Origin of the sequence: Shewanella psychrophila (assembly GCF_002005305.1) — a bacterium.
GTDB classification, from domain to species: domain Bacteria; phylum Pseudomonadota; class Gammaproteobacteria; order Enterobacterales; family Shewanellaceae; genus Shewanella; species Shewanella psychrophila.
The window spans coordinates 99,198-125,156 of record NZ_CP014782.1 but is presented as its reverse complement, the minus strand read 5'-3'; the positions used below and the strand labels follow the sequence as shown (position 1 = coordinate 125,156).

At 46.7% G+C, this 25,959-nt stretch carries 30 protein-coding genes; 27 read left to right on the top strand and 3 right to left on the bottom strand.

Annotated elements, in window-relative coordinates; translation table 11 throughout:
- The first annotated feature begins 164 nt into the window (after positions 1-164).
- The 8 genes from sps_RS00610 (at position 165) to sps_RS00575 (ending at position 8,144) form a co-directional block, all read left to right on the top strand.
- Positions 165-998, top strand: coding sequence for a MotY family protein (locus tag sps_RS00610; RefSeq protein ID WP_237157968.1), 834 nt, complete (start codon positions 165-167; stop codon positions 996-998).
- The gene (locus tag sps_RS00605; RefSeq protein WP_077750703.1) at positions 988-2,289 is read left to right on the top strand and encodes a sigma-54 interaction domain-containing protein; all 1,302 of its coding nucleotides are present in this window, start codon (positions 988-990) and stop codon (positions 2,287-2,289) included. Before sps_RS00610 ends, sps_RS00605 begins: the two co-directional genes overlap by 11 nt.
- A gap of 38 nt (positions 2,290-2,327) precedes the next feature.
- Positions 2,328-2,666 (top strand): flagellar hook-basal body complex protein FliE, encoded by a 339-nt coding sequence (gene fliE, locus sps_RS00600; protein ID WP_077750702.1) that lies wholly within the window; start codon positions 2,328-2,330, stop codon positions 2,664-2,666.
- 90 nt (positions 2,667-2,756) lie between these two features.
- A complete protein-coding gene (gene fliF / locus sps_RS00595) occupies positions 2,757-4,469 on the top strand; it encodes a flagellar basal-body MS-ring/collar protein FliF (RefSeq protein ID WP_077750701.1) in 1,713 nt (570 codons plus the stop codon).
- Between the two features lie 86 nt (positions 4,470-4,555).
- Positions 4,556-5,542: a flagellar motor switch protein FliG gene (locus tag sps_RS00590; protein WP_237158082.1), complete on the top strand. Its 987-nt coding sequence runs from the start codon at positions 4,556-4,558 to the stop codon at positions 5,540-5,542.
- A 67-nt stretch (positions 5,543-5,609) separates the two neighbouring features.
- A complete protein-coding gene (gene fliH, locus sps_RS00585) occupies positions 5,610-6,401 on the top strand; it encodes a flagellar assembly protein FliH (RefSeq protein ID WP_077750699.1) in 792 nt (263 codons plus the stop codon).
- Positions 6,394-7,728, top strand: a complete 1,335-nt coding sequence (gene fliI, locus sps_RS00580) for a flagellar protein export ATPase FliI (protein ID WP_077750698.1) — start codon at positions 6,394-6,396, stop codon at positions 7,726-7,728. The genes fliH and fliI overlap by 8 nt, the downstream gene beginning before the upstream one ends.
- Positions 7,728-8,144 carry a flagellar FliJ family protein gene (locus tag sps_RS00575; protein WP_077750697.1) on the top strand — a complete coding sequence of 139 codons (417 nt, stop codon included), beginning with the start codon at positions 7,728-7,730 and terminating at the stop codon, positions 8,142-8,144. Before fliI ends, sps_RS00575 begins: the two co-directional genes overlap by 1 nt.
- Positions 8,145-8,168: 24 nt before the next feature.
- On the opposite strand, the gene sps_RS00570 is transcribed toward sps_RS00575, so the two are convergent.
- The 3 genes from sps_RS00570 to flgA all read right to left on the bottom strand — a co-directional run bounded on the left by sps_RS00570 (position 8,169) and on the right by flgA (position 9,782).
- Entirely contained in the window at positions 8,169-8,615 is a 447-nt protein-coding gene (locus tag sps_RS00570) for a flagellar protein FlgN (RefSeq protein WP_077750696.1), read from the bottom strand.
- Between the two features lie 13 nt (positions 8,616-8,628).
- The gene (gene flgM, locus sps_RS00565) at positions 8,629-8,913 is read right to left on the bottom strand and encodes a flagellar biosynthesis anti-sigma factor FlgM (protein ID WP_077750695.1); all 285 of its coding nucleotides are present in this window, start codon (positions 8,911-8,913) and stop codon (positions 8,629-8,631) included.
- A gap of 122 nt (positions 8,914-9,035) precedes the next feature.
- Positions 9,036-9,782, bottom strand: coding sequence for a flagellar basal body P-ring formation chaperone FlgA (gene flgA, locus sps_RS00560; protein WP_077750694.1), 747 nt, complete (start codon positions 9,780-9,782; stop codon positions 9,036-9,038).
- An 88-nt stretch (positions 9,783-9,870) separates the two neighbouring features.
- On the opposite strand from flgA, the gene sps_RS00555 reads away from it, so the two are divergent.
- The 19 genes from sps_RS00555 to sps_RS00465 all read left to right on the top strand — a co-directional run bounded on the left by sps_RS00555 (position 9,871) and on the right by sps_RS00465 (position 25,954).
- Positions 9,871-10,221: a flagellar basal body rod protein FlgB gene (locus sps_RS00555; RefSeq protein WP_077750693.1), complete on the top strand. Its 351-nt coding sequence runs from the start codon at positions 9,871-9,873 to the stop codon at positions 10,219-10,221.
- 11 nt (positions 10,222-10,232) lie between these two features.
- Complete coding sequence (gene flgC, locus sps_RS00550) at positions 10,233-10,652, top strand: flagellar basal body rod protein FlgC (RefSeq protein ID WP_077750692.1); 420 nt, start codon at positions 10,233-10,235, stop codon at positions 10,650-10,652.
- A gap of 1 nt (position 10,653) precedes the next feature.
- Positions 10,654-11,361, top strand: coding sequence for a flagellar hook assembly protein FlgD (locus sps_RS00545; RefSeq protein ID WP_077750691.1), 708 nt, complete (start codon positions 10,654-10,656; stop codon positions 11,359-11,361).
- 56 nt (positions 11,362-11,417) lie between these two features.
- Complete coding sequence (gene flgE / locus sps_RS00540) at positions 11,418-12,626, top strand: flagellar hook protein FlgE (protein WP_077750690.1); 1,209 nt, start codon at positions 11,418-11,420, stop codon at positions 12,624-12,626.
- Between the two features lie 11 nt (positions 12,627-12,637).
- The gene (locus sps_RS00535; RefSeq protein ID WP_077750689.1) at positions 12,638-13,372 is read left to right on the top strand and encodes a flagellar basal body rod protein FlgF; all 735 of its coding nucleotides are present in this window, start codon (positions 12,638-12,640) and stop codon (positions 13,370-13,372) included.
- 41 nt (positions 13,373-13,413) lie between these two features.
- Positions 13,414-14,199 (top strand): flagellar basal-body rod protein FlgG, encoded by a 786-nt coding sequence (gene flgG / locus sps_RS00530; RefSeq protein ID WP_077750688.1) that lies wholly within the window; start codon positions 13,414-13,416, stop codon positions 14,197-14,199.
- A gap of 34 nt (positions 14,200-14,233) precedes the next feature.
- Positions 14,234-14,896, top strand: a complete 663-nt coding sequence (gene flgH, locus sps_RS00525) for a flagellar basal body L-ring protein FlgH (protein ID WP_077750687.1) — start codon at positions 14,234-14,236, stop codon at positions 14,894-14,896.
- 184 nt (positions 14,897-15,080) lie between these two features.
- The gene (locus tag sps_RS00520) at positions 15,081-16,121 is read left to right on the top strand and encodes a flagellar basal body P-ring protein FlgI (protein WP_252997350.1); all 1,041 of its coding nucleotides are present in this window, start codon (positions 15,081-15,083) and stop codon (positions 16,119-16,121) included.
- Positions 16,121-16,573 carry a rod-binding protein gene (locus sps_RS00515; protein ID WP_077750685.1) on the top strand — a complete coding sequence of 151 codons (453 nt, stop codon included), beginning with the start codon at positions 16,121-16,123 and terminating at the stop codon, positions 16,571-16,573. The genes sps_RS00520 and sps_RS00515 overlap by 1 nt, the downstream gene beginning before the upstream one ends.
- A 58-nt stretch (positions 16,574-16,631) precedes the next feature.
- A complete protein-coding gene (gene flgK / locus sps_RS00510; protein ID WP_077750684.1) occupies positions 16,632-18,014 on the top strand; it encodes a flagellar hook-associated protein FlgK in 1,383 nt (460 codons plus the stop codon).
- A gap of 63 nt (positions 18,015-18,077) precedes the next feature.
- Positions 18,078-18,995 carry a flagellar hook-associated protein FlgL gene (gene flgL / locus sps_RS00505; protein ID WP_077750683.1) on the top strand — a complete coding sequence of 306 codons (918 nt, stop codon included), beginning with the start codon at positions 18,078-18,080 and terminating at the stop codon, positions 18,993-18,995.
- 14 nt (positions 18,996-19,009) lie between these two features.
- Positions 19,010-20,053: a hypothetical protein gene (locus sps_RS00500; RefSeq protein ID WP_237157967.1), complete on the top strand. Its 1,044-nt coding sequence runs from the start codon at positions 19,010-19,012 to the stop codon at positions 20,051-20,053.
- Positions 20,054-20,438: 385 nt separating this feature from the next.
- On the top strand, positions 20,439-21,293 hold the full coding sequence (locus sps_RS00495) for a flagellin N-terminal helical domain-containing protein (protein ID WP_077750682.1): 855 nt from the start codon (positions 20,439-20,441) through the stop codon (positions 21,291-21,293).
- 365 nt (positions 21,294-21,658) lie between these two features.
- On the top strand, positions 21,659-23,026 hold the full coding sequence (gene fliD, locus sps_RS00490; RefSeq protein ID WP_077750681.1) for a flagellar filament capping protein FliD: 1,368 nt from the start codon (positions 21,659-21,661) through the stop codon (positions 23,024-23,026).
- An 18-nt stretch (positions 23,027-23,044) separates the two neighbouring features.
- On the top strand, positions 23,045-23,425 hold the full coding sequence (gene fliS, locus sps_RS00485) for a flagellar export chaperone FliS (protein ID WP_077750680.1): 381 nt from the start codon (positions 23,045-23,047) through the stop codon (positions 23,423-23,425).
- Positions 23,394-23,720, top strand: a complete 327-nt coding sequence (locus sps_RS00480) for a hypothetical protein (protein ID WP_077750679.1) — start codon at positions 23,394-23,396, stop codon at positions 23,718-23,720. Before fliS ends, sps_RS00480 begins: the two co-directional genes overlap by 32 nt.
- Complete coding sequence (locus sps_RS00475; protein ID WP_077750678.1) at positions 23,710-24,747, top strand: flagellar hook-length control protein FliK; 1,038 nt, start codon at positions 23,710-23,712, stop codon at positions 24,745-24,747. The genes sps_RS00480 and sps_RS00475 overlap by 11 nt, the downstream gene beginning before the upstream one ends.
- A gap of 14 nt (positions 24,748-24,761) precedes the next feature.
- The gene (locus sps_RS00470; RefSeq protein WP_077750677.1) at positions 24,762-25,220 is read left to right on the top strand and encodes a flagellar basal body-associated FliL family protein; all 459 of its coding nucleotides are present in this window, start codon (positions 24,762-24,764) and stop codon (positions 25,218-25,220) included.
- Positions 25,221-25,231: 11 nt separating this feature from the next.
- Complete coding sequence (locus sps_RS00465; protein WP_077750676.1) at positions 25,232-25,954, top strand: RNA polymerase sigma factor FliA; 723 nt, start codon at positions 25,232-25,234, stop codon at positions 25,952-25,954.
- The last annotated feature ends 5 nt before the right edge of the window (positions 25,955-25,959 follow it).

The window sequence follows — 25,959 nt, the reverse complement described above, 5'->3', positions numbered from 1 at the left end:
GATAATAAACTACCCACTGTAAAGATAATATTTTATACAGTTAGTTACTTTGTAGTTTTATATTCTAAAAACAAATGAGAAATAAAACATTGAAAGCATCAGCTCATATATTAATCTTTTCGCTGTTTATTAGTACAAGCCTCTCTAATACAGCAGCAGCTAATATGACTCGCTACCAAACACCGTTTGAACAAGCCATATGGACGTTTAATGGTGACCAGTTTAGCTGCCAGATAGAGCATAAAATAACTGGCTTCGGTAGTATGAAGATGGAAGCGCTTCCAGGTGAAACGCTCAGATTAGAGCTAACGGCTGACTGGCTGACACTCAACCAAACCCAAAGCTCAATTAAGATCACCCCACCCGCCTGGAAAAAAAGCCACACTGCGCTCGGCGAAACACAATTGATATGGCATGGTAATAAGGCCACCAGTAATACCAGTATCAACCCTTTTCTAGAGGCGCTCGAACAAGGCTTTGCCTGGCAGGCGATTATCGACGGCCGTGAAACAGCGTCATATTTGGTCAGTAGTAGTCCGGTAAACACTGGCCAAGTAGCCAACCAATTTAGACTTTGTCGCCATCAACTTTTACCTAAACCTTTCTCTTATGTTCGTAGTGTCGAGCTGCTTTTCAGCTCAGGTTCGAGTCAAATCACAATGGCTCACGAAACCGATCTCGACGCGATCACTCAATATGTGAAAGCTGACAGCTCAATCACTCAAGTGTTAGTCGATGCCCATGCAGATAATAACGGAGAGCACTTAGCAAATTTAGTGCTAAGTAAAGAGAGAGCCGATGAGGTTGCTGCTAGGTTAGTGGAGCTGGGCTTGCCAAAAGGATTAATCCAAGTCAGGCATCACGGTGCCAGGGAACCAAAAGTATCTAACAAGACTCAAGATGGCAGAGACGCTAATCGCCGCGTAATGATCCGTTTAATAAAGCGCCCCAACAAGATCGCTACAAAAAGAACTGCTGGAGTTGAATATGGTTCTTAATCAAATAAGGCTCGTAGATACCTCTCTATCAGCGAGTGAGCTGTCGCAGTTGAAATATCAAGGTTTCGACCTTTGGCAACCGGATGATAAATCCCTCTGGCTGTCTATGATAAATATTTCAAACTGTACAACAGAAGAAGCCATCATAAAGCTAGCTCAACATCCTGCTAGAAATCAGGTGGCACTACTCGATCCAGAACAGACAGAGCTTGCAACCACAGCAATGCAGCATGGCGTTCAAGACTACTTGTTACTTCCTCTGGAAATAGCACAAGTTTGTGCACTTGCACAGAGGTTAAGGCGCCTTGAACAACCGGATTCAGAACTGATAGTCGCATCACCTGTGAGTCGTCAACTCATGATGTTAGCTCACAGAGCAGCGACAACTGAAGCGACAGTATTACTCACAGGAGAGAGTGGCACAGGCAAGGAGCCATTAGCCCGCTATATTCATCGCCACTCTGCCCGAGCCGATAAACCTTTTATCGCGGTCAATTGTGCAGCTATTCCTGAGAGCATCTTAGAGTCGATTCTTTTCGGTCATAACAAGGGAGCTTTTACCGGAGCTACTTGCGATCAACCTGGCAAGTTTGAACTGGCCAATGGCGGCACCCTGCTACTCGATGAGATTGGAGAGATGCCTGCAGTGCTACAAGCTAAGCTTCTTAGAGTATTACAAGAAAGGGAGGTCGAGCGACTGGGGGGGCATAAGTCGATTAAGCTAAATATCCGAGTCATAGCCTCAACCAATAAAAATCTAAAAAAAGCGGTTAAGTCTGGCAGTTTCAGAGAAGATCTGTTTTATCGACTCGATGTTTTACCCTTAAAAATTACGCCATTAAGAGACAGGCGCGCAGACATTCTTCCATTAGCAGCGCATTTTTTACAAAGGTACAAGCACCTTGCAGGTGATCAACAGTGTTATTTCAGCGAACCAGCTAAGCAACGCCTCACTTCTCATAACTGGCCTGGAAATGTGAGGGAGTTGGAAAACACCATTCAACGAGCATTAGTAATGAGAAGAGGTCAGGCACTTCAAGCTGCAGAACTCGGTATTGAAGCAGACTCCTCCCTCAACTGCGGACAAAAAGAGCTGAGTGAGCAAGGGTTAAAAGCCTCTAAACGCCAAGCTGAGTTTCAGTACATTCTGGACACCCTCAGAAAGTTTAATGGTCACCGAATTCAGAGTGCCGACTCTCTAGGTATGACGACCCGTGCCTTGAGATACAAACTAGCGCAAATGCGAGAAGAGGGCATAGATATAGATCTAGCCCTAGGTAAAGCAGCCTAAATATCAATTCATAAATTTGTTTTAGATAGGAAATACAGATGCAAAACTCAACCATTATCAGCCCTCAATCTATGATGAATACCCTAAGTATTCACACTGAGATGGCTAAAGGAGCCATAAAAATCCCTCAAAACCCGAGAGATTTAGGCATACAAGCCCCCTCCTTCACCGAGTTAATGGAGAGTAAGGTCGCGGCGGTAAATACAGATCAAAATGCATCATCAGCTTTAATGAGGGCGGTCGATAGTGGCGAAAGTGATGACTTAGTCGGCGCTATGGTCGCATCTCAAAAGGCAAGTCTTTCGTTTTCAACCATGATTCAGATCCGAAATCGATTAGTTCAGGCCTTTGATGAAGTAATGAAAATGCCCCTCTAACGTCTAAGTTGATCAATTCATAATGAATCAACCCGTTTATCAGTTTTAGAAAAGCCGCAAGCCTATGCGATTTTTTGTAAGGATTAAACAATGTCTACAACTTTAGCTCAACCGAGCCCCGCTATTACAGATGTGTCAGAGAAGAGTGACTTACTCTCGACGGCAAGAAGTAAATGGCAACAGTTTAACAACGGCGACAAGCAAGTACTGATTCTGGCAATACTTGCCAGTGTTGTTGCTTGTGTCATCGTGCTACTTCTTTGGACTGCCAGTCAAGGATATCGCCCACTCTATGGTCATCAGGAGAAAGTTGAAACCTCTGAAATTATCGAAGTTCTCGAAGCTGAAGGCATAAAATATCGACTAGAGGCAAACACCGGACTCGTCTTAGTACAAGAAGATAAGCTAGGAAAGGCACGTATGGTGTTAGCAGCCAGAGGTGTGAAAGCAAGAGTACCATCTGGCATGGAGTCGTTGGATAATTCAAGCATAGGCACCAGCCAATTTATGGAGCAAGCTAAGTATCGCCATAGTCTTGAAGGTGAACTATCCAGAACAATTATGGCACTCAAACCGGTTCGGACGGCTCGGGTACATCTAGCCATTCCTAAGCGCACCCTGTTCATCCGTCAGCAGCCTGAACTACCGTCAGCCTCTGTGATGTTAGACCTTTATGCTGGTAGTAATATCCAACCTAACCAGATAGAAGCGATAGCTAACTTAATCGCAGCAAGTGTCACAGGCATGACACCAGAACATGTTCAAATCGTTGATCAGGAAGGCAACCACCTCAGTTCAGGTCTTGCCATGAATCAAGACATCACTCAGGCAAGAGACAGGCAGCTTAAATATACCCAAGAGCTGGAACAGAGTCTTATCAGCCGCGCATCAAGCATGCTTACTCCAGTGCTGGGCCAGGAAAATTTTCAAGTTCAAATTTCGGCTAAAGTTAACTTTAATCAAGTCGAAGAAACCCGCGAATCTCTGGATCCACAAACAGTAGTCTCACAAGAAAAACAGAGCACAAACGAGACCAATTCAAGCATGGCCATGGGAATTCCAGGAGCCTTGAGTAATCAAGCCCCCACAGCTAATGCCGAGGGTGACGAAAACGGTCGCCGTAATCTAAACCAACAAGAGAGTCGCCAATTTGAAGTTGGCCGCTCGGTCAGACACACGCGTTTTCAACAGATGCAGCTAGAAAACCTCTCAGTCTCTGTTTTATTGAATACCCAAGCCGCCGGCGAAAATGGCTGGAGTGAGGCTCAGCTTTCTCAGCTTGAGGCTATGGTGCAAGACGCCATTGGTTTTACAGCGATGAGAGGCGATCAGTTCAGTATCAATAGCTTCGACTTTGCCCCAGTACAAATAGCAGTATTTGAGCCTGTGCCTTGGTGGCAAACCGAAGGCTATCAAGCCTATCTAAGATACTTTATCGGCGGCCTACTCGGCTTTGGATTAATTCTGTTTGTATTGAGACCACTTGTGTCTCACCTAACTCGAACAGCCGAACCTAAGACTCAGCAAGATGATGCCACAAGTATCCCAGAGTTAGACTCACCATCTCATAGTCAGCTAGCGAATAAGGAACAAGCTAGTGACTCTCAAGCCCTAGCCGATCAGTTGATGGGACTGGATAGAGACATGTCAAACAGTGACTGGATCAGCAATCAAGGTTTACCACCACCAGAATCTCCGCTAACGGTGAAGATGGAACACCTTAGCTTACTCGCGAATCAGGAACCGGCGCGAGTCGCAGAAGTGATAGCCCATTGGATCGGCGACAACGAGAACGACAAATAGCGACAAACCAGAGATCGATAGCTTGGTGTAATAACAGATTAACTGACAGGATAGAGACTGTGAACAAGAGTGAACTTGGAATAAAAATGGACAATCTGGAGCAGGCTGCCATGTTGCTGCTGAGTATGGGTGAGAAAGGTGCCGCTCAAGTAATGTCCCATCTGGACAGAAACGATGTTCAACACTTAAGTCATAAAATGGCGCGTCTATCGAGTATCACTCAGCAAGAAGCCGAGGCAGTATTGGGTCGCTTCTTTATGCGTTATCAGGAGCAATCCGGCATCGCCCGTGCTTCTCGATCATATCTACAAAAAACACTAGATCTTGCACTCGGTGATCGGGTAGCAAAAAGTTTGATCGATAGTATCTATGGTGACGAGATTAAGACATTAGTTAAGCGTCTCGAATGGGTAGATCCTCAGCTACTCGCCAGAGAGATCACCAATGAACACAGCCAACTTCAGGCCGTACTACTCGGGTTATTACCACCTGAAAGCGCAGCCCAAGTGTTACTTAGCTTACCTGAAGCTGGCCAAGATGAGGTTCTGGTGCGTATCGCCAAATTGGGCGAATTAGATAGAGATGTCGTCGATGAGCTCAGACAGCTGGTCGAGCGCTGTATGTTAATTGCTATGGAGAAAAGCCACACTCAAGTCGCCGGTATCCGCCAGGTTGCCGATATCCTTAATCGCTATGAAGGCGATCGGGAGCAGTTGATGGAGATGATCAAGCTTCATGACAGACAGTTAGCCAGTAATGTGGCCGATAACATGTTCGACTTCATCATTCTTGGCCGACAAAAGCCTGAGACGTTGCAGGAGATCATGGCAATTGTTCCACCAGAAATGCTAGCTCTTGCACTCAAAGGCATAGAGACTGAGCTTAAAACCACACTACTGGATGCCCTACCGAAACGTATGTCATCAGCAATTGAGACACAAGTTGATGCTATCGGCGCTGTACCTCTTAGCCAAGCAATTACAGCTCGTAAAGAGATAATGGAACTGGCTAAACAGATGATGGATGACGGTGAAATTGAGTTGCAGTTGTTCGAGGAGCAAGTCGTAGAGTGATGAAAATAACTAGCAATAACCTCATAATCATAGAGCCCCAGCACTTCGAAGAACAGGTGGTTGAGTAATGAAATCTATACAAAAAAGTGTTGACCCTAAATGGCGCTTGAAAAGTGATCTCGCTAGGCGCCACAGATTTAGCCCTCTAATACCCGATCAAACAGCAAAGAACAATGGTGAGCCTGGATGGCAGGATTACCAAGCCGCCTTTGATAAAGGCTACGATGATGGCCTCTCTAAGGGTCATCAGGAGGGATTCGAATCGGGTTCCGAGGAGGGACGTCGAAGCGGCCACGCGAGTGGCTTTAGCCAGGGACGAATAGAAGGCCAACTGAAAGGAAAAGAGGCCATAGATGACCAATTCAACAGTCTTCTTGCTCCTCTTGGTGCACTCAAGTCTTTATTGGAAGATGGCCACCTCAGTCAGGTAAATGCTCAACAGCAGCTTATATTAGATTTGGTACGCCGTGTAGCACAGCAGGTCATTCGTTGTGAACTTACACTGCAGCCACAGCAGATATTATCTCTGGTCGAAGAAACGGTTGCCTCGCTACCCGATACTCGCTCCGAGATAAAGATTCACCTGGAACCAACTGCAGTCGAACGCTTACGAGAACTGGCAGCAGACAAGATTCAAGATTGGACCCTGGTTGAAGACACAAGTATTTCCCCCGGAGGCTGCCGTATTGTCAGTGACAAGTCAGATGCTGACGCATCAGTTGAAACTCGCCTAAATGCCTGCATGGATCAGGTAGAGGCTAAACTTTACACATCTGATACTAATTCCAGTGATAGCCAGCAATCACAAGGGTTAGCTTCAACGGAAAGCATGCCTGAAATTGAGCTTGAGAATGCTTAATACCCAACCCAATAGCGCCGAGATCCTCGACTGGCCAACTATTCCGGTAGCACAAGTATATGGCCGCCTAACACGAGTGAACGGTTTGCTATTAGAAGCCGTTGGCTGCCAATTAGGCATGGGAGACAGGTGTAATATTGAGTGCCGCGATGGACGTTTGGTAGAAGCCGAAGTCGTGGGATTTAACAAAGAAACCCTTTGCTTGATGCCAATAGAACACACATCAGGCTTAATGCCGGGTTCACGGGTGATGCCTGTAGCAGAACAAGCTCAAATCCCGGTTGGAAGTGCCTTATTAGGTCGTGTGATCGATGGTTTAGGTCAGCCTTTAGATCATCTCGGCAAGCTCAATAACACCCAAACAGTTACGCCATCAAATCGCGCTATTAACCCTCTGCAACGAAAGCCGATTCGAGAGCCTTTAGATGTCGGTATTCGTGCCATCAATGCTCTACTGCCCATAGGACGCGGCCAGCGCTTAGGCCTTTTTGCGGGTTCTGGCGTAGGTAAGAGTGTCTTGCTTGGCATGATGACACGCTTCACCGAAGCCGACGTGGTCGTGGTAGCCCTAATCGGCGAACGCGGTCGTGAAGTCAGGGAGTTTATCGAAGAATCTCTGGGTGAAGAGGGCCGTCGTCGAGCGGTTGTGATTGCCGCTCCAGCCGATACCACCCCGTTAATGCGCTTAAGAGCCATGCGTCTTAGCCACCACATAGCCGCCGCCTTTCGGGATCAAGGTAAACAGGTACTACTACTGGTTGACTCGTTGACCCGCTTTGCCCAGGCACAACGTGAGATAGCACTCAGCCTAGGAGAACCACCAGCCACTAAAGGCTATCCACCCTCGGCATTTGCTCAGCTTCCAAGCCTTGTGGAGCTTGCCGGTAATGGCAAACACCCTACTGGAACGTTAACGGCCTTCTACACAGTATTAACCGAAGGTGATGATCAGCAAGATCCTATCGCCGACTCTGCTCGAGCTATCTTAGATGGCCATATCGTACTGAGCCGAAAGCTGGCCGAACAGGGTCACTTCCCCGCCATAGATATTGCCAGCTCGGTGAGTCGATTAGCTAAACAAGTTAGTACCAAGCAAGTGATCAGTTGGGGGCATACATTTAAGCAACTCAATAGCCGCTATAACGACGTCAGAGAATTACTTCCACTGGGCGGTTATCAGGCAGGACATGACCCTAAAATGGATCAGGCCGTTAACGCTTACCCTCAAATGGCTGAGTTTCTACAGCAAGAGATAGAGCAAAAATCTGAATTGACTCAGAGCCTGAATGAACTCGAGCAACTCATCAACCTTATTAAGGCGGACTAATGAAGCAACTATTAATACTCTGTCAGCAAGAAGAAAAAAAGCTCGGCCGACTGGGTAACCAAAGAGCCGATGCCCAAACTAGGGTTACAGAGAATCACAAGCAGCGTCAGGCTATCGATAACATGCTCAATGAATATCATGGCAGTAGCAGCCATAGAGTTAATCCTCTGTTACTGCAAAATAATGCTAACTTGCTCTCCACGTTGAAGCCTTTACAGAACAAGCTCGATAAGCAAGAGGTGCTGCTACAACGGGAACATCAGCGAATGGATGGGCTATGGCGAAGGCAACTCGGACGCCAAAAGGGATTATCCTGGCTCTATGAGCAGCGTAAATCGGAGCAACGTAAAGCTATCGATGCTCAGGAACAAAAGCAGTTAGATGATCTCTCATCGAGATATCAAAACCAGGGATAGCAGGAAGAATTAAGCTAACGCTCCCTATAATCCCTTACTAGCACCGTAATCGACATTTTTCTCGGTATCGCGACTCAGCAGATTATTGATCACAGTCTGTTGAGACACCAATAATTTACCATTCGCTTCATTGGCCTGCTGGCTTTCTTTGACCAGCGCTAACAAATTCTCCCATAGCAAGTTAACCTGCAGTGAACTTTGTTTAGGTAGCTTATCGATCAGCTTCTTCATACCATTAGCATCTTCACTAAAGCCTAACTGATTTAGTGCATCACTGCGTTTTTTAGCTTTCACCATTAGCTCATCACAGAGCCGAGTCTGATGTTGATTATGATGCTTAAGGCCATCATTATCTCGTCGCTGCATTAGCTCACGTTGCCGATTGAGCAAGCTCTTTAGCTGCTTATAGCCTTCGATATCCTGTCGAATACCACGAACAAGTATTTGAAGTATCTCTCTTTTAGAACTCATAAACAGACCCGCTTTAACCGTGCTGCTGCAACATAGCCTCAGAGATCGCATCCAGATCTAGCTTAAATGTCCCCGATTTTAATGATTGACGAATTTCATCAATTCTTGCCTGATCAACGTCTTCAAGTATCTCAAGTTCCAATTGAGAGCCTGCCAGTAATTGCCAATCATCACTGACAACTTTATGTTCAGCTTGTATCGATTTCTCTGGGTTATCTTGCTTCACCAGGGGCAGTACCTGATCCTTCTTAGTACTAATTTCAGTGCTGATAGCACTGTTTATCTTTTGAATTTCCATCTGTTTCACCGAAAGTAATGGTCGTTACTCCCTTAAAGCGACCCAAAAGCATCTAGACTAAAAAAACAAGAAGCAAATACTCATAAATAAGGCAGACTTTATAGCAGCTATAGCATTGAATATTAAAACTGCGTCGCCACCCGGCCTTTGGCGGTTGGATAAGCGGTGATGACCTTGCCAGAACTTAAGTTTTTTACCCTAATCGCCTGCCCCTCTCCACCAGACTCCAGAGCTTCCCCCTTCATGTTGGCATAGAAACCATCGCTTCGAGCCTCGATAATGACCTTATCCCCAATATTTACCCACTGTGGTGCACTAAGACTTTGAACTTGTATCGCCTTGTGACGACGCAGACCTCGGATCACCTGCCGACCAACTATCTCATCGAGTCGAGTCGCTAGATTTCTGTCAGAGGAACGAAGGGTGATCGACAGCCAATCCAGATCACTCCTACTCACCAATTCACCCCGCTTCATCGCTCGGTTAGCAACAGGGATCGAAACCCTTACCTTGACATTGGCACGTACAAACATAGACCAACCTTGGGGACGACATTCAATACGTCTCTGAATATTGCCAAAAGCAAGCCCAGTAGCTCCATCTATCGTCAAAGCGTCAGAACAAACCTCTAAATTTGCCGCTCCGGAAGGCACCCTAATAGCAACTTCATGATGCAGGCTTTTCACTCCACTCTGCTGCTGCCACTGCTTAAGCTCCCGGGCAATCAGCTGAGTAAATTCAGCCTCGATTTGTTCATTGACCGATAAGACACTTCCCAGTGACAAAGATAGCGGAAGCAGAGACGACAACAAGATAAACAAACAGGAAAGAAGAGTTCCGTTCCACTTATAAAAACAACTGCAAGCCATTAAAAAACCTCAACAAACATAATTGGCACGTAATTTGTAACGTAGCAACAACAAGAAAGAAACCGAACATACACTACTAGGAGTCGCGATGGCTATCAACCTCGATGCCGCACTTGGCATACACCCACAAACACTCGATTTTCGCGTCGAGCGTAGCAAGATGCTGGCAGGTAATCTAGCCAACGCTGAGACCCCTGGCTACAAGGCCAGAGATCTCGACTTCAAGACTGTAATGACTCAGATCAATGCGGGAATGGGCCACGATAGAAGTTATCAAGCAGCCTACCGAGTGCCCTATCAGACATCCGGGGATCAAAATACCGTTGAGCTAGGTAAAGAGCAGGCTAGATACTCGCGAAATGCGATGGACTACCAAACCAGTCTCACATTTCTCAACATGAAAATTTCCGGGCTTAAGTCCGCCATCGAAGGCCAGTAGGAGCTGTAACTATGTCTTTTGGAGAGATCTACGATATTGCAGGTGCAGGCATGCACGCTCAAACAATACGTCTCAACACAGTCGCGAGTAATCTAGCAAACGCAGGTGCTGCCGCTGAAACACCGGAAACAGCATTCAGAGCACTCAAGCCCGTGTTCTCAACCATCTACAAACAAACTCAGGAAGGGCAACTTTCGGGTGCCCATGTGGAAGTCTCTGCCATTGTCGAAGCCGATGCACCATTGGATATGCGTTATGAGCCAAACCATCCCTACGCCGATGAGCAAGGTTATGTGGCTTATTCGAATGTGAACACAGTCGATGAAATGGCCGACATGATGGCTGCGAGTCGATCTTTCGAAACCAATGTAGAAGTGATGAACCGTGCCCGCTCTATGCAGCAGGGTCTGCTGCAATTAGGAAGCAATTAAGATGAGTATCAATACTGTTTCAAATCAAAATGAAACCAAGCAGAGTAACAATCCGGAGATAAAAGCATCCTCAGGTGGAGCCACACAATCGACCAGCACTAGCTCGTCAGATGGTAATGCAGCAACAATCAAAAATGATTTTTTAACCTTGATGCTCGCCTCTATTCAAAATCAGGATCCGACTAGCCCCATAGATAATAATGAGTTTGTCACCCAGATGGCGCAAATATCTCAAGTAGAAAGTCTGGAGATGATGCGAGCCAATCAGGGGATGAGCATGATCATGATGGAGAACCTAGGCATAGTGCAATCGGCGCAGTTGATTGGTAAAAGTGCCATGGTCCCGGCCTCTGAGTTTGAGATCGATACAGACGCTATTGATGGCAAGATCTATCTTGAGAATACCACTGAAGAGCTAACGCTAGAGATCACCGATAAAGATGGTGAAGTGGTCGCCACTATCGATTTAGGTTCACAGGAAACTGGTGACATCGCTTTCACCATAGATCCTGACAAATTAGACCTACCTCCAGGCGAGTATGCCATCAAAGCTAAGGCTACCGATGGCGAAGATACCCTCACCGCCGATACCTTCATCAAGGCTACCATAGAAAAAGTCCACTTCGTCAGTGCATCCGGCGTGATGATGGCTGAGCTTGGTAATGGCTTAGGCACAGTATCAGTATTGGATATATCTGAAGTTTCATAACATTACGTTAGCTAAAGATTAAAAGCACAATAACGATTAATTCAAGGATAAACCGAATGTCATTTAATATTGCACTGAGTGGATTGCAAGCAACCACCCAAGATCTTAATACCATAAGTAACAATATCGCCAACTCATCAACCGTTGGTTTCAGAGGTGGTCGCAGCGAGTTTTCAGCCATCTATAACGGCGGTCAACCCGGTGGTGTCAACGTCATGTCCACCAGCCAGAACTTCTCCATGGGCGGTGGCTTAGCCTATACGGGTCGCGAGCTGGATATGGGCATCGAAGGCGATGGCTTCTTTATGTTGTCAGCCACTGATGGTACTACGCTCTACTCCAGAGCGGGTATGTTCAACCAAGATGCAGACGGTTATGTGGTCGATCCTGCCGGTAACCGGGTTCAAGGCTATACAGTGGGTGCTAATGGTCAGCTACAGACGGGTAATGTGAGTGATCTACAGGTTCACTCGGGTTCACTCGCGGCAAAAGCGACCACCAACATAGGTCAGGTCTCTAATTTAGATGCCCGAGTCGAAAAAATTGATCAAACGGCAAATCCATTCGATGCTGATGATGCCTCGACTTACCACTCATCGGGTACTGTCACGGCTTATGACTCTTTAGGTAAAGAACATGCTTTGACCCAATATTATGTCAAAACCGGCGATAACCAATGGCAGGTTCACTACATGATGGACGGTGAAGAAGTCACTCCACCGGGTGGTCACTCTTTGGAGTTTGATTCTGACGGTAACCTGATAACCGGTGACAGCCTGACTCTTAATATTGCCGACCCAGATATTGTCGGCGGCGCATCAGCCCTGAGTCTCGCACTTAGCTATGACAAGAGCACCCAATACGCCTCTGATTACAACAACTCCAGTCTGACACAAAATGGCTATACTTCGGGCGACCTTAACGGCATACGCATCGATGAAGACGGCATACTTTTTGGCACTTATACCAATGGACAGGAGCAAACCCAAGGCCAGGTGGTATTGGCATCATTCAACAATCCTAACGGCCTTACACCGGCCAGCCAAAACGCCTGGACCGCCACTAATGCCGCTGGCCAGCCCATGATAGGCACTCCGGGAACAGGAACCTTCGGTGCTGTTTTCGGCGGCTACCTCGAAGGCTCTAATGTCGACCAAACGGCAGAGATGGTTAACCTGATGACTGCCCAGCGCAACTATCAATCAAATGCCAAAGTTCTACAGACCAATGCCAGCATGCAGCAATCACTGCTTAATGCCATTTAAAGGATCTGACCATGGATAAGATGCTATACACGGCGGCAACGGGGGCGGCTAGGGTTATGGAAGCACAAACCATACGTGCCAATAACTTAGCCAACGCCGAAACCACTGGATTTAAGGCCGACCTTGAGCGCGTCAATGCCAAGGTACTCGCTCCTACGGGAAACAGTCTGCACACACGGGTGATGGCGCAAACCGAGAGTAGTGGCTTTAGCCAACAAGCTGGTGCGATGAACCCCACAGGCAGAACCTTAGACCTTGCCATTCGTGATCAAGGCTTGTTTACCGTGATGACAGAACAAGGGGAAGCTTACACCCGCTCCGGCAATCTGGTTCCCGATACCAATGGTCAACTCACCATAGATGGCCGGCCTGTGGCTGGCATCGATGGCCCCATAGTTCTACCCGAATATCGACAACTCTTTATCGGTGATGATGGCAGGATCAGCGTAGTTGCAGCCGAAGGCGGCATCATCGAAGAGGTGGGTCTACTCAAGTTGGTCAAGCCTGAACTGAATGCCGTAGATAAAGGACTGGACGGCATGTTTTACAGCCGTGACGGTAACATCTTACCAGCCAGTGAAGAAGTACGAGTAGACAGTGGCTTCTTAGAAGCCAGTAACGTCAATGCGGTCAATGAACTCATCGCTTCAATGGATCTCAGTCGCCAATTTGAAGTTCAGGTCAAACTAATGAAGACCGCAGAAAAGTTAGCCGAAGCAGGTAACAGGTTGATCCGTAACGCCTAAGAGATAGGCACATTTATCAGTTAAAGAATTAAGGAATAAAAATGCAATCCTCGTTATGGGTGAGTAAAACCGGCCTCACGGCTCAAGATATCAAGATGACCACCATAGCCAACAACCTGGCAAACGTGAATACCACAGGATTTAAGCGTGATCGTGTGGCATTCAACGATCTCTTCTATCAGACACAGCGTCAACCAGGCGGTCAGGTCGATGAACTGAACGAGTTGCCTGCAGGCCTGCAGCTTGGAACTGGTACTCGAGTAGCAGGCACCCAGAAAGTATTTACCACTGGCGACCTGCTAACCACCAATCAACAACTTGACCTTGCCATCGAAGGTCAAGGTTTCTTCCAGATAGAGGAACCAAATGGTGAATTGTCATTTACCCGAGACGGCCAATTCTATCGTAACAGCGACGGCTTGATGGTGACTTCACAAGGCTTACCTCTAGTTCCCAATATCGAGATCCCTGAAGATGCACAAACCATCACAATCGCCACAGATGGTGTAGTCAGTGCACAGATCTCGGGTCAAGCAGAATCCCAGGAGTTGGGGCAGATCACCTTGGCAAACTTCACCAATCCTGCGGGATTAGAGTCTCGCGGCGATAACCTTTACCGTGAAACGGGTGCCTCAGGAGCAGCAATTGAAGGTGTAGCAGGCGATCAGGCCATCGGCCAGCTACGCCAGGGGGCTCTTGAAGGTTCCAACGTTAACGTGGTTGAAGAGATGGTTGAAATGATCTCGACTCAACGTGCCTATGAGATGAATGCCAAGGTGGTATCCGCCTCAGATGACATGTTGAAGTTCCTCAATCAGGCGCTTTAAGCCTTTTATTCAATTAGATAGATAAGGACAACAGATGCGCCACTTATGGATAGGGATGTTATTACTTTTATCTGGATGTATCTCTCACTTCCCTGAGCCAGAGACCAAGCCGGGAGAACCTGAATGGGCACCGCCAGAGATTGACTATAGCCTACCGGACGCGAAAGACGGCAGTGTTTACAGACATGGTTATATGCTAACCCTGTTCAAAGATAAACGTGCCTTCAGAGAGGGAGATATTCTCACAGTCGCTCTGGATGAAAAAACCTACTCCAGTAAGCGAGCCGATACTAAGGCAAACAAAGAGCAAGATATGTCTCTCGGCGGCCAAGCCTCTACGGGCAGTGAAAGCTTCAGTGGAAGTGGCAGTGGCGCAGCTTCCCGTGGCTTTAGAGGGTCAGGTTCTAGCACTCAACAGAACCAACTCTCGGGTTCTATCACGGTAACTGTCGCCAAAGTGCTCCCCAACGGCGCCTTACTTATACGTGGCGAGAAGTGGTTGAGGCTCAATCAGGGAGATGAATACCTGCGTTTGTTAGGGCTTATCCGCACCGATGATATCGGTAACGATAACACCATATCCTCACAGAGAATCGCCGATGCTCGTATCATCTATGGCGGCCAAGGTGCAATAGCCGACAGTAACGCCATGGGATGGGCTGCACGATACTTTAATAGCCCCTGGTTCCCCCTATGAAGCAAGAAAATATCCATGCAAAACAAGATATACAGAACACTTCTAAGCAAGAATCTTGCTTACAGCTTTCACTTGCAACAAGGGTGAGTCAATGAGACAGATCAGTCTATTTATTGCGAGTGTGACCCTCGTATTTGCCATCAATCATACGCCAGTTCAAGCCACAGGTCAGACTCGATACTTGATGGATATTGTCGATGTGCAAGGCATACGTGATAACCAGCTTGTTGGTTATGGTTTAGTTGTCGGCCTAGATGGCACGGGTGACAGAACCCAAGTTCGATTTACCAGCCAGTCTATCGTCAACATGCTCAAACAATTTGGCGTTCAGGTCGATGGAAGAATCGACCCTAAGCTAAAGAACGTGGCAGCTGTTGCGGTGCACGCCACAGTACCACCACTTGCCAGCCCGGGGCAGACTATCGATATAACGGTCTCATCCTTAGGAGATGCTAAGAGCCTACGTGGCGGTACACTCTTGATGACCCCGTTAAGGGCGGTCGATGGTGAGATCTACGCCGTCGGTCAGGGTAACTTAGTAGTAGGCGGCGTATCGGCTCAAGGACGTAACGGCACTTCGGTCACTATCAATGTGCCAACTGTCGGCAATATTCCCAATGGTGCCCTGTTGGAAGCCCCGATGGAGAGTAACTTCAATGACAATGAGGAGATAGTCCTTAATCTCAGGGCCCCAAGCTTTATGACCGCTCGCAATATAGAGCGCCAGGTCAACGCCCTATTTGGGCCGGATGTTGCTCAGGCCGACAGTAGCGCTAAAGTAAGGATCCGGGCACCACAATCAAATAGAGAACGTGTCACCTTTATGTCGATGCTCGAAGAGTTGCAGATAGAACAAGGCCGAAAATCCCCTCGCGTTGTCTTCAATAGTCGAACTGGCACTGTGGTCATGGGTGGAGATGTCGTCGTCAGAAAAGCCGCTGTAAGCCATGGTAATCTGACTGTATCTATCATAGAACAGGAATATGTTAGCCAGCCGAATGCACCAATGTGGGGACAGGGCCAAGGTGAAACTGTAGTAATTTCAGACAGTAAGGTCGATATTGACACCGGAGATGGTCACATGTTTGTCTGGCCTGAAGGCATAGCATTAGAGGAAGTCGTCAGGGCTGTAAACAGTTTAGGGGCCTCCCCTATGGATCTAATGGCAATACTTCAGGCACTGGATGAAGCGGGCGCCCTGGAAGCTGAACTGGTGGTTATATAATGAAGTTAGAAAATTCCCATAGTTACCTTAACAACCTCAACGCAGGCGATTTGATCAAGGCCAATGGTGAACATGGCGCTCTCGAGCTGGTTAGCCAGCAATTCGAAGCTCAATTTTTACAAAATGTGCTTAAGCAGATGCGCAGTGCATCAGACGTAATGGCCGACAGTGATAGTCCACTCTCTTCGCAGAATGATGGCATGTATCGAGATTGGCATGACGCCGAACTTGCAGGACGCCTCAGTCAGATGCAAAGCACGGGCCTTGCCAGCGTTATGACAAAACAATTAAGCGTCGGTCTTAAGTCGCAACCCACAGCAGTCGCCTCTACACAAGAGACCCCATTAAGTGAAGCGGCTAACTCGGCTCAGTTTAATGGGAACAGTGGCTCAACAATGGCGATGCAACCCGCACTTATTGTGCCTCAATTAACCAATACAAACGATAAGTAGAGACGCCTTACACTCGCTGACTTCTGCTACCTATAAATTTAACAGATAAGGAAACCCTATGAGCATGCTTAATATCGGCATGTCAGGACTGACATCGAGTATGGCGGCCCTGAATGCAACCTCAAATAATGTCGCCAATGCCATGGTACCTGGTTACTCTCGCCAGCAGGTGATGATGAGCTCTGTAGGCGGCGGTATCTATGGTAGCGGAGCCGGCGTTCAGGTCGATGGGGTACGCCGGATCTCAGATCAATATGAAGTTGCGCAGCTATGGAACACCACCAGCGGTGTGGGTTATGCCCGAGTCACAAATAGTTACTACAGTCAGGTGGAGCAGATCTTCGGCTCTAAAGGCAATAATATCTCTTACGGCCTAGATCAACTCTTTGCCTCACTAAACTCATCACTAGAGCAACCCAGTGATATTGCCTATCGTCAGGGTGCTTTGAGTGAAGCTAAGGCTATGGGACAGAGATTCAACTCCATCAGCCACTCGCTCAATTCACAACTTTCACAGATTGAGGGACAGATAGGTGCATCGGCTAAAGAGATTAACTCCCAGCTCGAATCTATTGCTAAATTTAACCAAGAAATTCAGCGCTCCGGTACCGATATTCCAGCTTCACTGCTCGATGCCAGAGATGCGGCGATAGATGATCTGGCTCAACTGGTTGATATCAGAGTCACCGAAGAATCAAATGGCATGGTCAATATCTCCCTGGCCCAGGGTCAGCCACTGCTCTCAGGCACTACCGCTTCGACACTGGAAGTAAAGCCAGATCCAAGTAATCCAGCCCTAAGCACCGTCACGATTAAGTTTGGCGATTCCAGCTTCCCGTTAGATGAGAACGTAGGTGGTAGCTTAGGCGCCATGCTCGATTACCGTGATAATAGCCTGCTGGAATCCATGGCATTTAACGATGAACTAGCGATGACTTTTGCCGATGAGTTCAATGCCATTCTTGCTGGCGGTACCGATCTTAACGGTGGTACCGATCTTAACGGTGGTACACCGACACAAGACCTCTTTACCTATGACCCTAATAATCCAGCTGGCAGCATCAAGGTAACCGAAGGTTTTACCGCAGAGATGCTTGCTTTCGGTCAAGGTGATGGGCCTGGAGATAACAGCAACCTAAAAGAGCTAATCGAGCTGGCTAACACTGAGTTTACCTTCGGCTCTATCGATGTAACGACTTCTATGGGAGATGCCTATTCGAGCATGGTGGGCAAACTAGGCTCCGAATCGAGACAGGCTCAGGTCAGTGAAGACACCGCCATCAGCCTTCAGATGGAGGCGCAGGCACAATGGGCCAGCACCAGTGGAGTCAATATGGATGAAGAGGCTGTAAACCTCATTATCTATCAACAGAGTTATCAAGCTAATGCCAAGGTAATCGCCACCGCCGATCAACTGTTTCAAACCATAGTCAACATTTAACCCGTCGGCGCAGCTGCCCACCACTTAAGTATGGGCTTTTGAATCAGATTTAAGGAATACACAATGAGAGTCAGTACCCACAACCTCTATGCCAGTAACTTACATAACCTGCAAAATTCTACCGCTGATATCGCACGCCTCAATCAGATGATGGCAACGGGCAAGTCTATTTTACGCCCGTCCGATGATCCTATTGGTTCGGTCAAAGTCATAGCCAGCCAACGTGAAGTCGCAGCCACCGAGCAGTACCTTAAAAATATCAACTCGCTGAGCACGAGTTTCGATCGTGCAGAGACCAATTTATCTTCCATGGTGGAGATAGAGTCCAGAATGCGCGAAGTAACATTAGCGGCGAGTAATGGTTCGCTATCCCCAGAAGACAGAGCTGCTTACGGTGCAGAGCTGGAAGAGTTGCTTGAAACATTCGTTGGCATGGCCAACGCGCAGGATGATGGCGGAAACTATATCTTCTCCGGGAACCAGACTGGCACAGCGCCTATAGCCCAAGATGCCAGCGGCAACTATATCTATCAAGGCGATAATAATCACAGAGAGGTACAGACCTCTGGCTCATCCTGGATGACAGCAAACGTCACCGCAGAGCAGTTTTTGTTCTCGAACGGTAGTGCAGATATCCTCAATCAGACTCAAGAATTTATCGATGTGCTTAAAGACCCAAGTTTAGCCCCCGGAGAACCTGGATTTGATAACGTATCTAAGGCCATGATGGAGACATTAAATGACACATTATCCAGTATCAGCGGCGCGATTACCGATATAGGGGGTAAGCAGAAGAGCCTGATGTTGATGGAAGAATCCCATGAAGAGATGATTCTCTTTAATGAGGAGGTGATCGGTGAAACTGAAGGTTTGGATTATGCCCAGGCAACGGCTGAGTTTAATCTGAAGTTAACCACACTACAGGTGACACAGCAGACCTTCGTGCAGATCACCCAACTCACTCTCTTCAGTCAGATTTAACAAGGAAAAAGCAGATGGCTATGGTAACTGGAGTCTCAGATGCGCTAAGTGTTCAACACCGTAGCCAGCCTCTCAGCGCGCCGATTAACGATCGGCAGGCACAAAGTCAGCTCGAGCCGAATCATAAATCCAATATCCCGACACACAGGCTAGAGAGCTACTCCCGCTGGGCAAAAGTAACTCAAGGCCAGCATAAGGTCTCAGCCTCTCAAGTTGCCGAACAAGGCCTTAGGCAGATAACCCATATCCTGAAGCAGCTCAAGAAACAGACTCAAAAAGCACTGAGCGTTGAGGGCAGCTTACAAACAGAAAAAGCCAATATGGCTAAAAGGATACAGAATCAGCTAACAAAGCTAAAGGTCGAGTATCAAGACACACCACTTATAGATCATCAACTGAACCTGATCACACCAAGTCGCCCGGCAGCGCAACGAGAGTTCACGATGAAATCCGTGGATCTCGCGAGCACTAAGCCAAGAGATGAATACATTCAGCTACAGCACAACCAAAAAAATGCCAGTGTTTTTCTCCCGGCAAAAACTCCTAGTCAACAGCTCAGAGAGCAACTTGCCCTGGGGATGAAAGTCCTTGGCATCGATGTCTTCACACACAAAGATAGCCCATCGACACAAGAAACCATTTTTTCGACCAATGATAAGCAGTGGCAACAACTAAAAAACGGCATAATGATGACAGGTCAAGGCCAACGACTACCAGCCGGGGAAGCCAGAAATATCAAATTGGATGAAAAACTCTCCTGGCAAGATCCAAGAGAATGGAAATTTACCAGTAATGATGAGCTCAGACAGGCCATAGCCAAGATCAATAAGTCTCTGCATAAAGTCGATCAACAACTCAGGGATCTTACCGAAGCCAAGCTAAAGGTGCAGCGTCAGCTAGACAAAATCAACCGCAGCCACAACAGTGATAACTTGGTCATCGAGACCTTACAAACCTTAGATTCAGTAATGCAAGCCAACCCATTTTCTAAACAGATGACGTCTATCATGGCTCAGGCCAATGTTACACGCGCCCATGTCTCTTCATTACTGAAATAACCATGTCTCTCCCTAATTGATAACTTGATTCATTCAACCGGCCTAGCGCCGGTTTTTTATATGTGAATATCCCGCACATCGAAATACCAATTGCATTAGGTATCTGACCATTCTGCGGGAGTTCAAAGCGCTGTAGGCAAGGCTGGGGCTTGAAGCAAAAGTTGTTCTCGGCTCTGGCATCCTGTTTCGCCCTAACTTCTGCTTTTTGCATTTATTATTTTTAACTATTTTTCTATCCGAGAGTTCAGTTTCAAATCAGGGCGTCGTTTTAACAAATATGAGACACAACGAATTATTTAACTTTTGTTCTCTCCTAGCTAAACACGCTTTAGTGCTTAGCTGGAACGGAAGCTGAATAACACTAAAAATACTTGGAGAATTAACCATGTTATCTGTTCATACTAACTATGCTTCTAACGTCGCTCAAAATGCTGTAAACAAAAATAACAGCTTACTTACCACTTCTATGGAGCGCCTATCTACTGGTCTTCGCATCAACAGCGCAGCCGATGATGCTGCAGGCCTGCAGATCGCTAATCGCTTGAACTCTAACGTTACCGGTATGGAAACGGCTAACCGTAACATTTCAGACGCTACCTCTATGCTACAAACAGCCGATGGTGCACTGGACGAGCTAACAACTATCGCTAATCGTCAGCAAGAGCTTGCAACACAAGCGGCTAATGGCGTGAACTCACAACAAGATCTTGCAGCGCTTGAGTCTGAGTACAACGCGCTAAACTCTGAAATAACTCGTATCGTCGACAACACTGAGTTTGCCGGTAATAACCTTTTTGACACAGCCACCGGTGCACTTACTTCGGGTACAGGTGTTAAGTTCCAGATTGGTGCCGGTGCCACTGAGCAGCTAGACGTTAAGATCAACGGTGGTTACGCAGTAGCAGATGTTGATTGGGGTGGTACACCTGCTGTACCAGGTACACCTGCTGTACCTGGTGCAGACGACCCAACAGATGCTATCACAGCAGTAAAATCTTTCACTGATGCCGTTGGAGAAGATCGCTCAACTCTTGGTGCTAACATCAACCGCCTAGGTCATACATCATCTAACCTATCTAACATCACTGAAAACACTAAGTCCGCTGCTGGCCGTATCATGGACACAGATTTCGCCGTTGAAACTGCCAACATGACTAAGAACCAGCTACTTGTTCAAGCCGGTACTAGCATCCTATCTTCTGCCAACCAGAACACTGGTTTGGTTATGGGTCTGCTATAAACCCTGCTCTTCGTTAAACCTTACTCTTCAACATAGAGTATCGATTTATCAAACATCAAAAAGGAGCCTAACGGCTCCTTTTCATTTATTTTTCTCTGCTAACTGCATTCAGTGTTTCGTTAGTCACAAAGAATTGTTCAATCTATCCATCTTACACTTCATCTCTTTGAACTAGCGTCGCTTTATTTATTTAGCGAATGCCTAACGGTCAGCAAGTTAAAGCGGAAGCCTTGCTTCCTTCAATCATTCCATTTTCGGAAAACTTTTAGATTAGATGAATCAAGAGTAAAAGCTAACATGTTGAAAATTAACAACTTAACTTTTGGCATAAAGATTGCCATACCCCTTTAACAGGAGGAGTCACAATGATATCAGGTATGAGTGCCGCCCAGTTCGCCGAACAGATAATTATGGCCGAACGTATGGGTAAAGATCAGCTCTATAAAAATCAAATGGATCGTTATCAAGCCCAGCTTGATGCCTACAGCGTGCTGGAAAAAAGCTTAAATAGCATGACCAGTAAGCTGGATAAGATCGATAGCGATGCCTTCGATGAAAAAACGGTATCTGTCAGTGATGATAATGCCTCCGTTACCGTGGGCTCAGATGCGCCAGAAGGTAACTATGAATTATTAGTAAAACAACTTGCTCAGGCTCATCAACTAACAAAAAACTTTGCCAGTGAAGACGCCACCGGCCTGCCTACTAGTGGTGACTTCACCATAGAGATTGCAGGCGAAACACTCACCTTAGATATGGGCGCAATCAATGGTGATGGCAGTATCACCATCAGTCAATTCAGAGACCATATCAATAACCACGCGGATAACCCTGGTGTACAGGCATCCCTGGTACGCACTGGTGGCAGTGTTGAGTTTATGCTGACCTCTACAGAAACGGGAACAGCAAGTGAGATAACCGTGCTTGATAACGGTACTGACTTTGGTATGACCGAGCGCCGCAAAGCTCAAGATGCATTAGCAGAGCTCAATGGCATCGAAATTAAAAGCAGCAGTAATTACCTTGAAAATGTCATCGATGGCATGACCGTAGAGCTCAAAAAAGTCCACGAATCAGGGCAACCGAGCATTATCACTGTAGGCACAGACTTTGAGTCCAGTGAGCAGGCGGTAAAAGATTTTGTCGACGCTTTTAATCTATTGATGGATCAGGTCAATAAGCTCACTCGCACCATGGGCAGTGAAGTGGCCGATGAAATCAATGATAAGAAAAAAGACGATGACGATGACGATGATGATGACGACTCATCGTCCGGCAATAGCTCGATAACTGAAGATCAACTCGGCGTCTTAAAAGGCGACTCCAGTGTACGCATGCTGCAAAATAACATGAGGCAAGCGGCATTCGTAGCGTCGCCAAATGGAATGCGTCTATCGGATATCGGCATCGAGATGACCCGTGACGGCAAGCTCAAGATCGACGACGACAAGCTTTCGGAAGCCCTAAAGAGTGATCCCTCGGCCGTTAAGGCCATGTTCACTGATGACAAAGGTTACGTCAGTCGACTCGACGACATAATCGACCCTTTCACAAAATCCGATGGTTACCTGGATCTTAAGCAAGGCAACCTGGATAAGCAGGTGTCTCGCATTGAGGACAATATGGAACGCCATGACTACCACATGCAGCAAAGGTATCAGGTTTACCTGGCCCAGTTTACTGCAATGGAAGCCAATATTATGAAAATGAGTTCAGCCAGCGGGCTGTTTTAACTAAGGAAACCAAACACTATGTTGAATGAGCATGATCCCTTCAGCGCTTATAAACAGACCACTCTCGATGCCAGAGCTGCAGCTGCAAACCCCCATGAAATGGTGCGCATGTTACTCGACGGACTACTCGAGGAGATGGAACGCACCCGAGGCTTTATGGAGCGAAGAAGCTTCGAAGATAAAGGGAAGAGCGTCAATAAGTGCCTCAACATAGTGCATGGTCTCGATTCCATGTTGGATCTTGAGAATGGCGGTGAAGTAGCAACCAGCCTTAACCGCCTTTATGAGTACTGCAGCCGCCAACTCGTCTCCGCCAGTGTCGAAAACAGCTCGGAAAAATTAGATCCCATAATAAAGGTAATTAGCGATGTCAGAGAAGGTTGGACCAATCTCAATTGAGCAGTGGGGCCAGTTTGAAACGGCTTTGAATAAGCACTCAAAGTCAAAGGATTGGGACAAGGTCGTGATGATCAATGAAGTCATGATCAAAGCGCTCCAGAGAGAGGGTAAAGCTAAAACACGCCCTCAATTTACTGCCAGACAAGCACTTGCAAAGACCCATGCCGCCATATTGGCTCAGCTCAAAAAGGAGAAGGATAAGTTGGAAGTTGAGATGAAACAGTTCCAAAGCCAACAAGATGGCATCGCAGCTTATCAACTCACTAGCCTGAGTGGAGATCGTGATGATATCTAATTCAATTAATCTACATTCACCTAGAAATAATTCAGAGAAATTAACAGGTGATATTTCAGATGCTAACGAAGAGCTTTTCTCCACAGAGTCCACTGAATTTGCCATATATGCCTCAGCCAGCCTGTCTCAGTTAGAGAAGCTCAGCGGCAATACAAGCTTAAGCTCTATCTATAGTGATATAGCTCAAGAGAGGACAAAGGTTAGTGGTAGCTCCTTGGCAAATCTAACTCAGGATGCAGAACAGCTAACCAGTAAATTAGAAAAATCGACTCAGTTTCAGTCTATCGTATCCAGAGAAGGGGTTCCTGATAAACCACTGAACGTATCTTCTAATCCCACTCACACTCCGCCAACAAGTCAGAGTGAGCAGTTACAACCAGAGAAACTTGAGAAAGGGGCTACACAACCCCAAACACAACAGCTGTCTTTGCCAATACCTAATATGAACCAAGTAATAAAAACTCAAAAAGGTGAGGCAAGCCTGCAGGCTAACTTGGTTACTAGCCAGCTTATTCAGGCTACGGCGCAGATTACTGAGGGCGAAACAAACCATTTGACCATCGCCACTGCCAACCGAACTCATGCAGCGGTTAGCCAGTGGGGACCTGTACCCGTTACAACCAATGCACCTCTGGCGATGCAAGCTCAAGAGATGCTAACCCCCTTGAGAGAACAGCTTAGATTCCAGATCGATCAGAAAATTAAACAGGCGGAGATTAGGTTAGATCCCCCTTCACTTGGAAAAGTAGAACTCAACATCCGCCTCGATGGTGACCGCTTATACATTCAAATGCATGCAGCTAACGCTTCAGTGAGAGATTCACTATTAATGGGGTTGGATCGATTAAGAGAAGAACTAGCGATGGATCATGGAGGCCTGATAGATCTGGATATCAGTCAGGGCGACAAACGTGAGCAACAGGATGAGAGGCATGCAATAAACATTTCCAATTCTCAAGTTGATCTTATTGAACCTGAGACCGAACAACAAGATCAGCAAAATAATCAAATCGATTTATTAGCCTAACTAGGAGTAATTTAATGGCTTTTGGTAAAACAAGCGTAAGCAAAAAACTGTCTTTTTCACTACTCATTATCCTTTGGAGTACCACTATATTTTGGGTCGGTTGGCAATCACCAAGTATTATCGGTGGTCCATTTGTCACACAAGATGAAGAAGCCAACAAAGCAAAATTCTATCCCTTAGATAGATTTGTTATCTCTGTGCCTGGTGATAATTTACCTCACTACCTCTTACTTGAAATGGCGCTAAAAAGCCGTTCGACCAATGTAAGTAGAATTCTTAAAGAAGCGGATCCATTAGTAAGAAACTCACTAATGAAGATGTTCTCTCGCAAGCACTTCAATCAGCTCAATGACTCTAAACAACTGGAAAACCTTCAACGAGAAGCTCTTGTCCTACTCTCCAACGTATTGACAGAGAATAAGTATGAGATAGAGATCGATGAAGTCCTATTTACTCGCATGGTTATACAATAGGGAATGACATCATGAACTCTGCTCAACTCGCATACCAAGAGACCAGTGAAGAAAAGACAGTAAACAGACTCAGTGAAAGCCAGGTGATGAAGCAGTATTTACCTTTGGTAAAGCGATCAGTCTCTCAGCTTAGAAGCCACTGCGGAGCCGTACTTGCTGTCGAGGATATGGAACAGATTGGCATGATGGCTCTACTCGAATCCTCGAGACGCTACCCCGGAGAGTTTGACAATGGCTTCTTATCATTTGCTGGACAGCGAATTCGCGGTGCAATTCTTGATGAGCTTAGACGCCAGGACTGGCGTCCTAGGCCCGTTAGACAACAAGCTCACGAGCTTAATGACGCTGTGCGTAAACTCACCCGCATGCTGGGGCGTGATCCGACAGATATAGAAGTCTCTGATTCGATGGGGATAAGCAGAGACCAATATAGAGAACGTCTCTATGCCTCTCAATCTGAGTCCATGAAAAGCTTAGATGACATGCTAAGTGCGGGCAGCCATTTCGCCGATAAGGCTAATGTGATTGAGCAGTTTTCATCCAAACAAACATTAAAAAAGGCAATATCTAAATTAAGTAAAAGAGAACAGGTGATCCTGTCGCTTTATTATCAACATGAACTCAATTTAAAAGAAATTGCCGGGACCTTAGGATTGACTGAGACGCGGATCTGCCAGCTACATAAACAGGCGGTGAAGCATCTTAAGGAGATTTACCAACTTTGGGAGCGGTAGAGGCA

What these genes read in the sequence shown, in the direction of transcription:
- sps_RS00610 (WP_237157968.1), top strand. Translation starts at nt 165, where the DNA reads ATGACTCGCTACCAAACACCGTTTGAACAAGCCATATGGACGTTTAAT.
- sps_RS00605 (WP_077750703.1), top strand. Translation starts at nt 988, where the DNA reads ATGGTTCTTAATCAAATAAGGCTCGTAGATACCTCTCTATCAGCGAGT.
- fliE (WP_077750702.1), top strand. Translation starts at nt 2,328, where the DNA reads ATGCAAAACTCAACCATTATCAGCCCTCAATCTATGATGAATACCCTA.
- fliF (WP_077750701.1), top strand. Translation starts at nt 2,757, where the DNA reads ATGTCTACAACTTTAGCTCAACCGAGCCCCGCTATTACAGATGTGTCA.
- sps_RS00590 (WP_237158082.1), top strand. Translation starts at nt 4,556, where the DNA reads ATGGACAATCTGGAGCAGGCTGCCATGTTGCTGCTGAGTATGGGTGAG.
- fliH (WP_077750699.1), top strand. Translation starts at nt 5,610, where the DNA reads ATGAAATCTATACAAAAAAGTGTTGACCCTAAATGGCGCTTGAAAAGT.
- fliI (WP_077750698.1), top strand. Translation starts at nt 6,394, where the DNA reads ATGCTTAATACCCAACCCAATAGCGCCGAGATCCTCGACTGGCCAACT.
- sps_RS00575 (WP_077750697.1), top strand. Translation starts at nt 7,728, where the DNA reads ATGAAGCAACTATTAATACTCTGTCAGCAAGAAGAAAAAAAGCTCGGC.
- sps_RS00570 (WP_077750696.1), bottom strand. Translation starts at nt 8,615, where the DNA reads ATGAGTTCTAAAAGAGAGATACTTCAAATACTTGTTCGTGGTATTCGA.
- flgM (WP_077750695.1), bottom strand. Translation starts at nt 8,913, where the DNA reads ATGGAAATTCAAAAGATAAACAGTGCTATCAGCACTGAAATTAGTACT.
- flgA (WP_077750694.1), bottom strand. Translation starts at nt 9,782, where the DNA reads ATGGCTTGCAGTTGTTTTTATAAGTGGAACGGAACTCTTCTTTCCTGT.
- sps_RS00555 (WP_077750693.1), top strand. Translation starts at nt 9,871, where the DNA reads ATGGCTATCAACCTCGATGCCGCACTTGGCATACACCCACAAACACTC.
- flgC (WP_077750692.1), top strand. Translation starts at nt 10,233, where the DNA reads ATGTCTTTTGGAGAGATCTACGATATTGCAGGTGCAGGCATGCACGCT.
- sps_RS00545 (WP_077750691.1), top strand. Translation starts at nt 10,654, where the DNA reads ATGAGTATCAATACTGTTTCAAATCAAAATGAAACCAAGCAGAGTAAC.
- flgE (WP_077750690.1), top strand. Translation starts at nt 11,418, where the DNA reads ATGTCATTTAATATTGCACTGAGTGGATTGCAAGCAACCACCCAAGAT.
- sps_RS00535 (WP_077750689.1), top strand. Translation starts at nt 12,638, where the DNA reads ATGGATAAGATGCTATACACGGCGGCAACGGGGGCGGCTAGGGTTATG.
- flgG (WP_077750688.1), top strand. Translation starts at nt 13,414, where the DNA reads ATGCAATCCTCGTTATGGGTGAGTAAAACCGGCCTCACGGCTCAAGAT.
- flgH (WP_077750687.1), top strand. Translation starts at nt 14,234, where the DNA reads ATGCGCCACTTATGGATAGGGATGTTATTACTTTTATCTGGATGTATC.
- sps_RS00520 (WP_252997350.1), top strand. Translation starts at nt 15,081, where the DNA reads ATGGATATTGTCGATGTGCAAGGCATACGTGATAACCAGCTTGTTGGT.
- sps_RS00515 (WP_077750685.1), top strand. Translation starts at nt 16,121, where the DNA reads ATGAAGTTAGAAAATTCCCATAGTTACCTTAACAACCTCAACGCAGGC.
- flgK (WP_077750684.1), top strand. Translation starts at nt 16,632, where the DNA reads ATGAGCATGCTTAATATCGGCATGTCAGGACTGACATCGAGTATGGCG.
- flgL (WP_077750683.1), top strand. Translation starts at nt 18,078, where the DNA reads ATGAGAGTCAGTACCCACAACCTCTATGCCAGTAACTTACATAACCTG.
- sps_RS00500 (WP_237157967.1), top strand. Translation starts at nt 19,010, where the DNA reads ATGGCTATGGTAACTGGAGTCTCAGATGCGCTAAGTGTTCAACACCGT.
- sps_RS00495 (WP_077750682.1), top strand. Translation starts at nt 20,439, where the DNA reads ATGTTATCTGTTCATACTAACTATGCTTCTAACGTCGCTCAAAATGCT.
- fliD (WP_077750681.1), top strand. Translation starts at nt 21,659, where the DNA reads ATGATATCAGGTATGAGTGCCGCCCAGTTCGCCGAACAGATAATTATG.
- fliS (WP_077750680.1), top strand. Translation starts at nt 23,045, where the DNA reads ATGTTGAATGAGCATGATCCCTTCAGCGCTTATAAACAGACCACTCTC.
- sps_RS00480 (WP_077750679.1), top strand. Translation starts at nt 23,394, where the DNA reads ATGTCAGAGAAGGTTGGACCAATCTCAATTGAGCAGTGGGGCCAGTTT.
- sps_RS00475 (WP_077750678.1), top strand. Translation starts at nt 23,710, where the DNA reads ATGATATCTAATTCAATTAATCTACATTCACCTAGAAATAATTCAGAG.
- sps_RS00470 (WP_077750677.1), top strand. Translation starts at nt 24,762, where the DNA reads ATGGCTTTTGGTAAAACAAGCGTAAGCAAAAAACTGTCTTTTTCACTA.
- sps_RS00465 (WP_077750676.1), top strand. Translation starts at nt 25,232, where the DNA reads ATGAACTCTGCTCAACTCGCATACCAAGAGACCAGTGAAGAAAAGACA.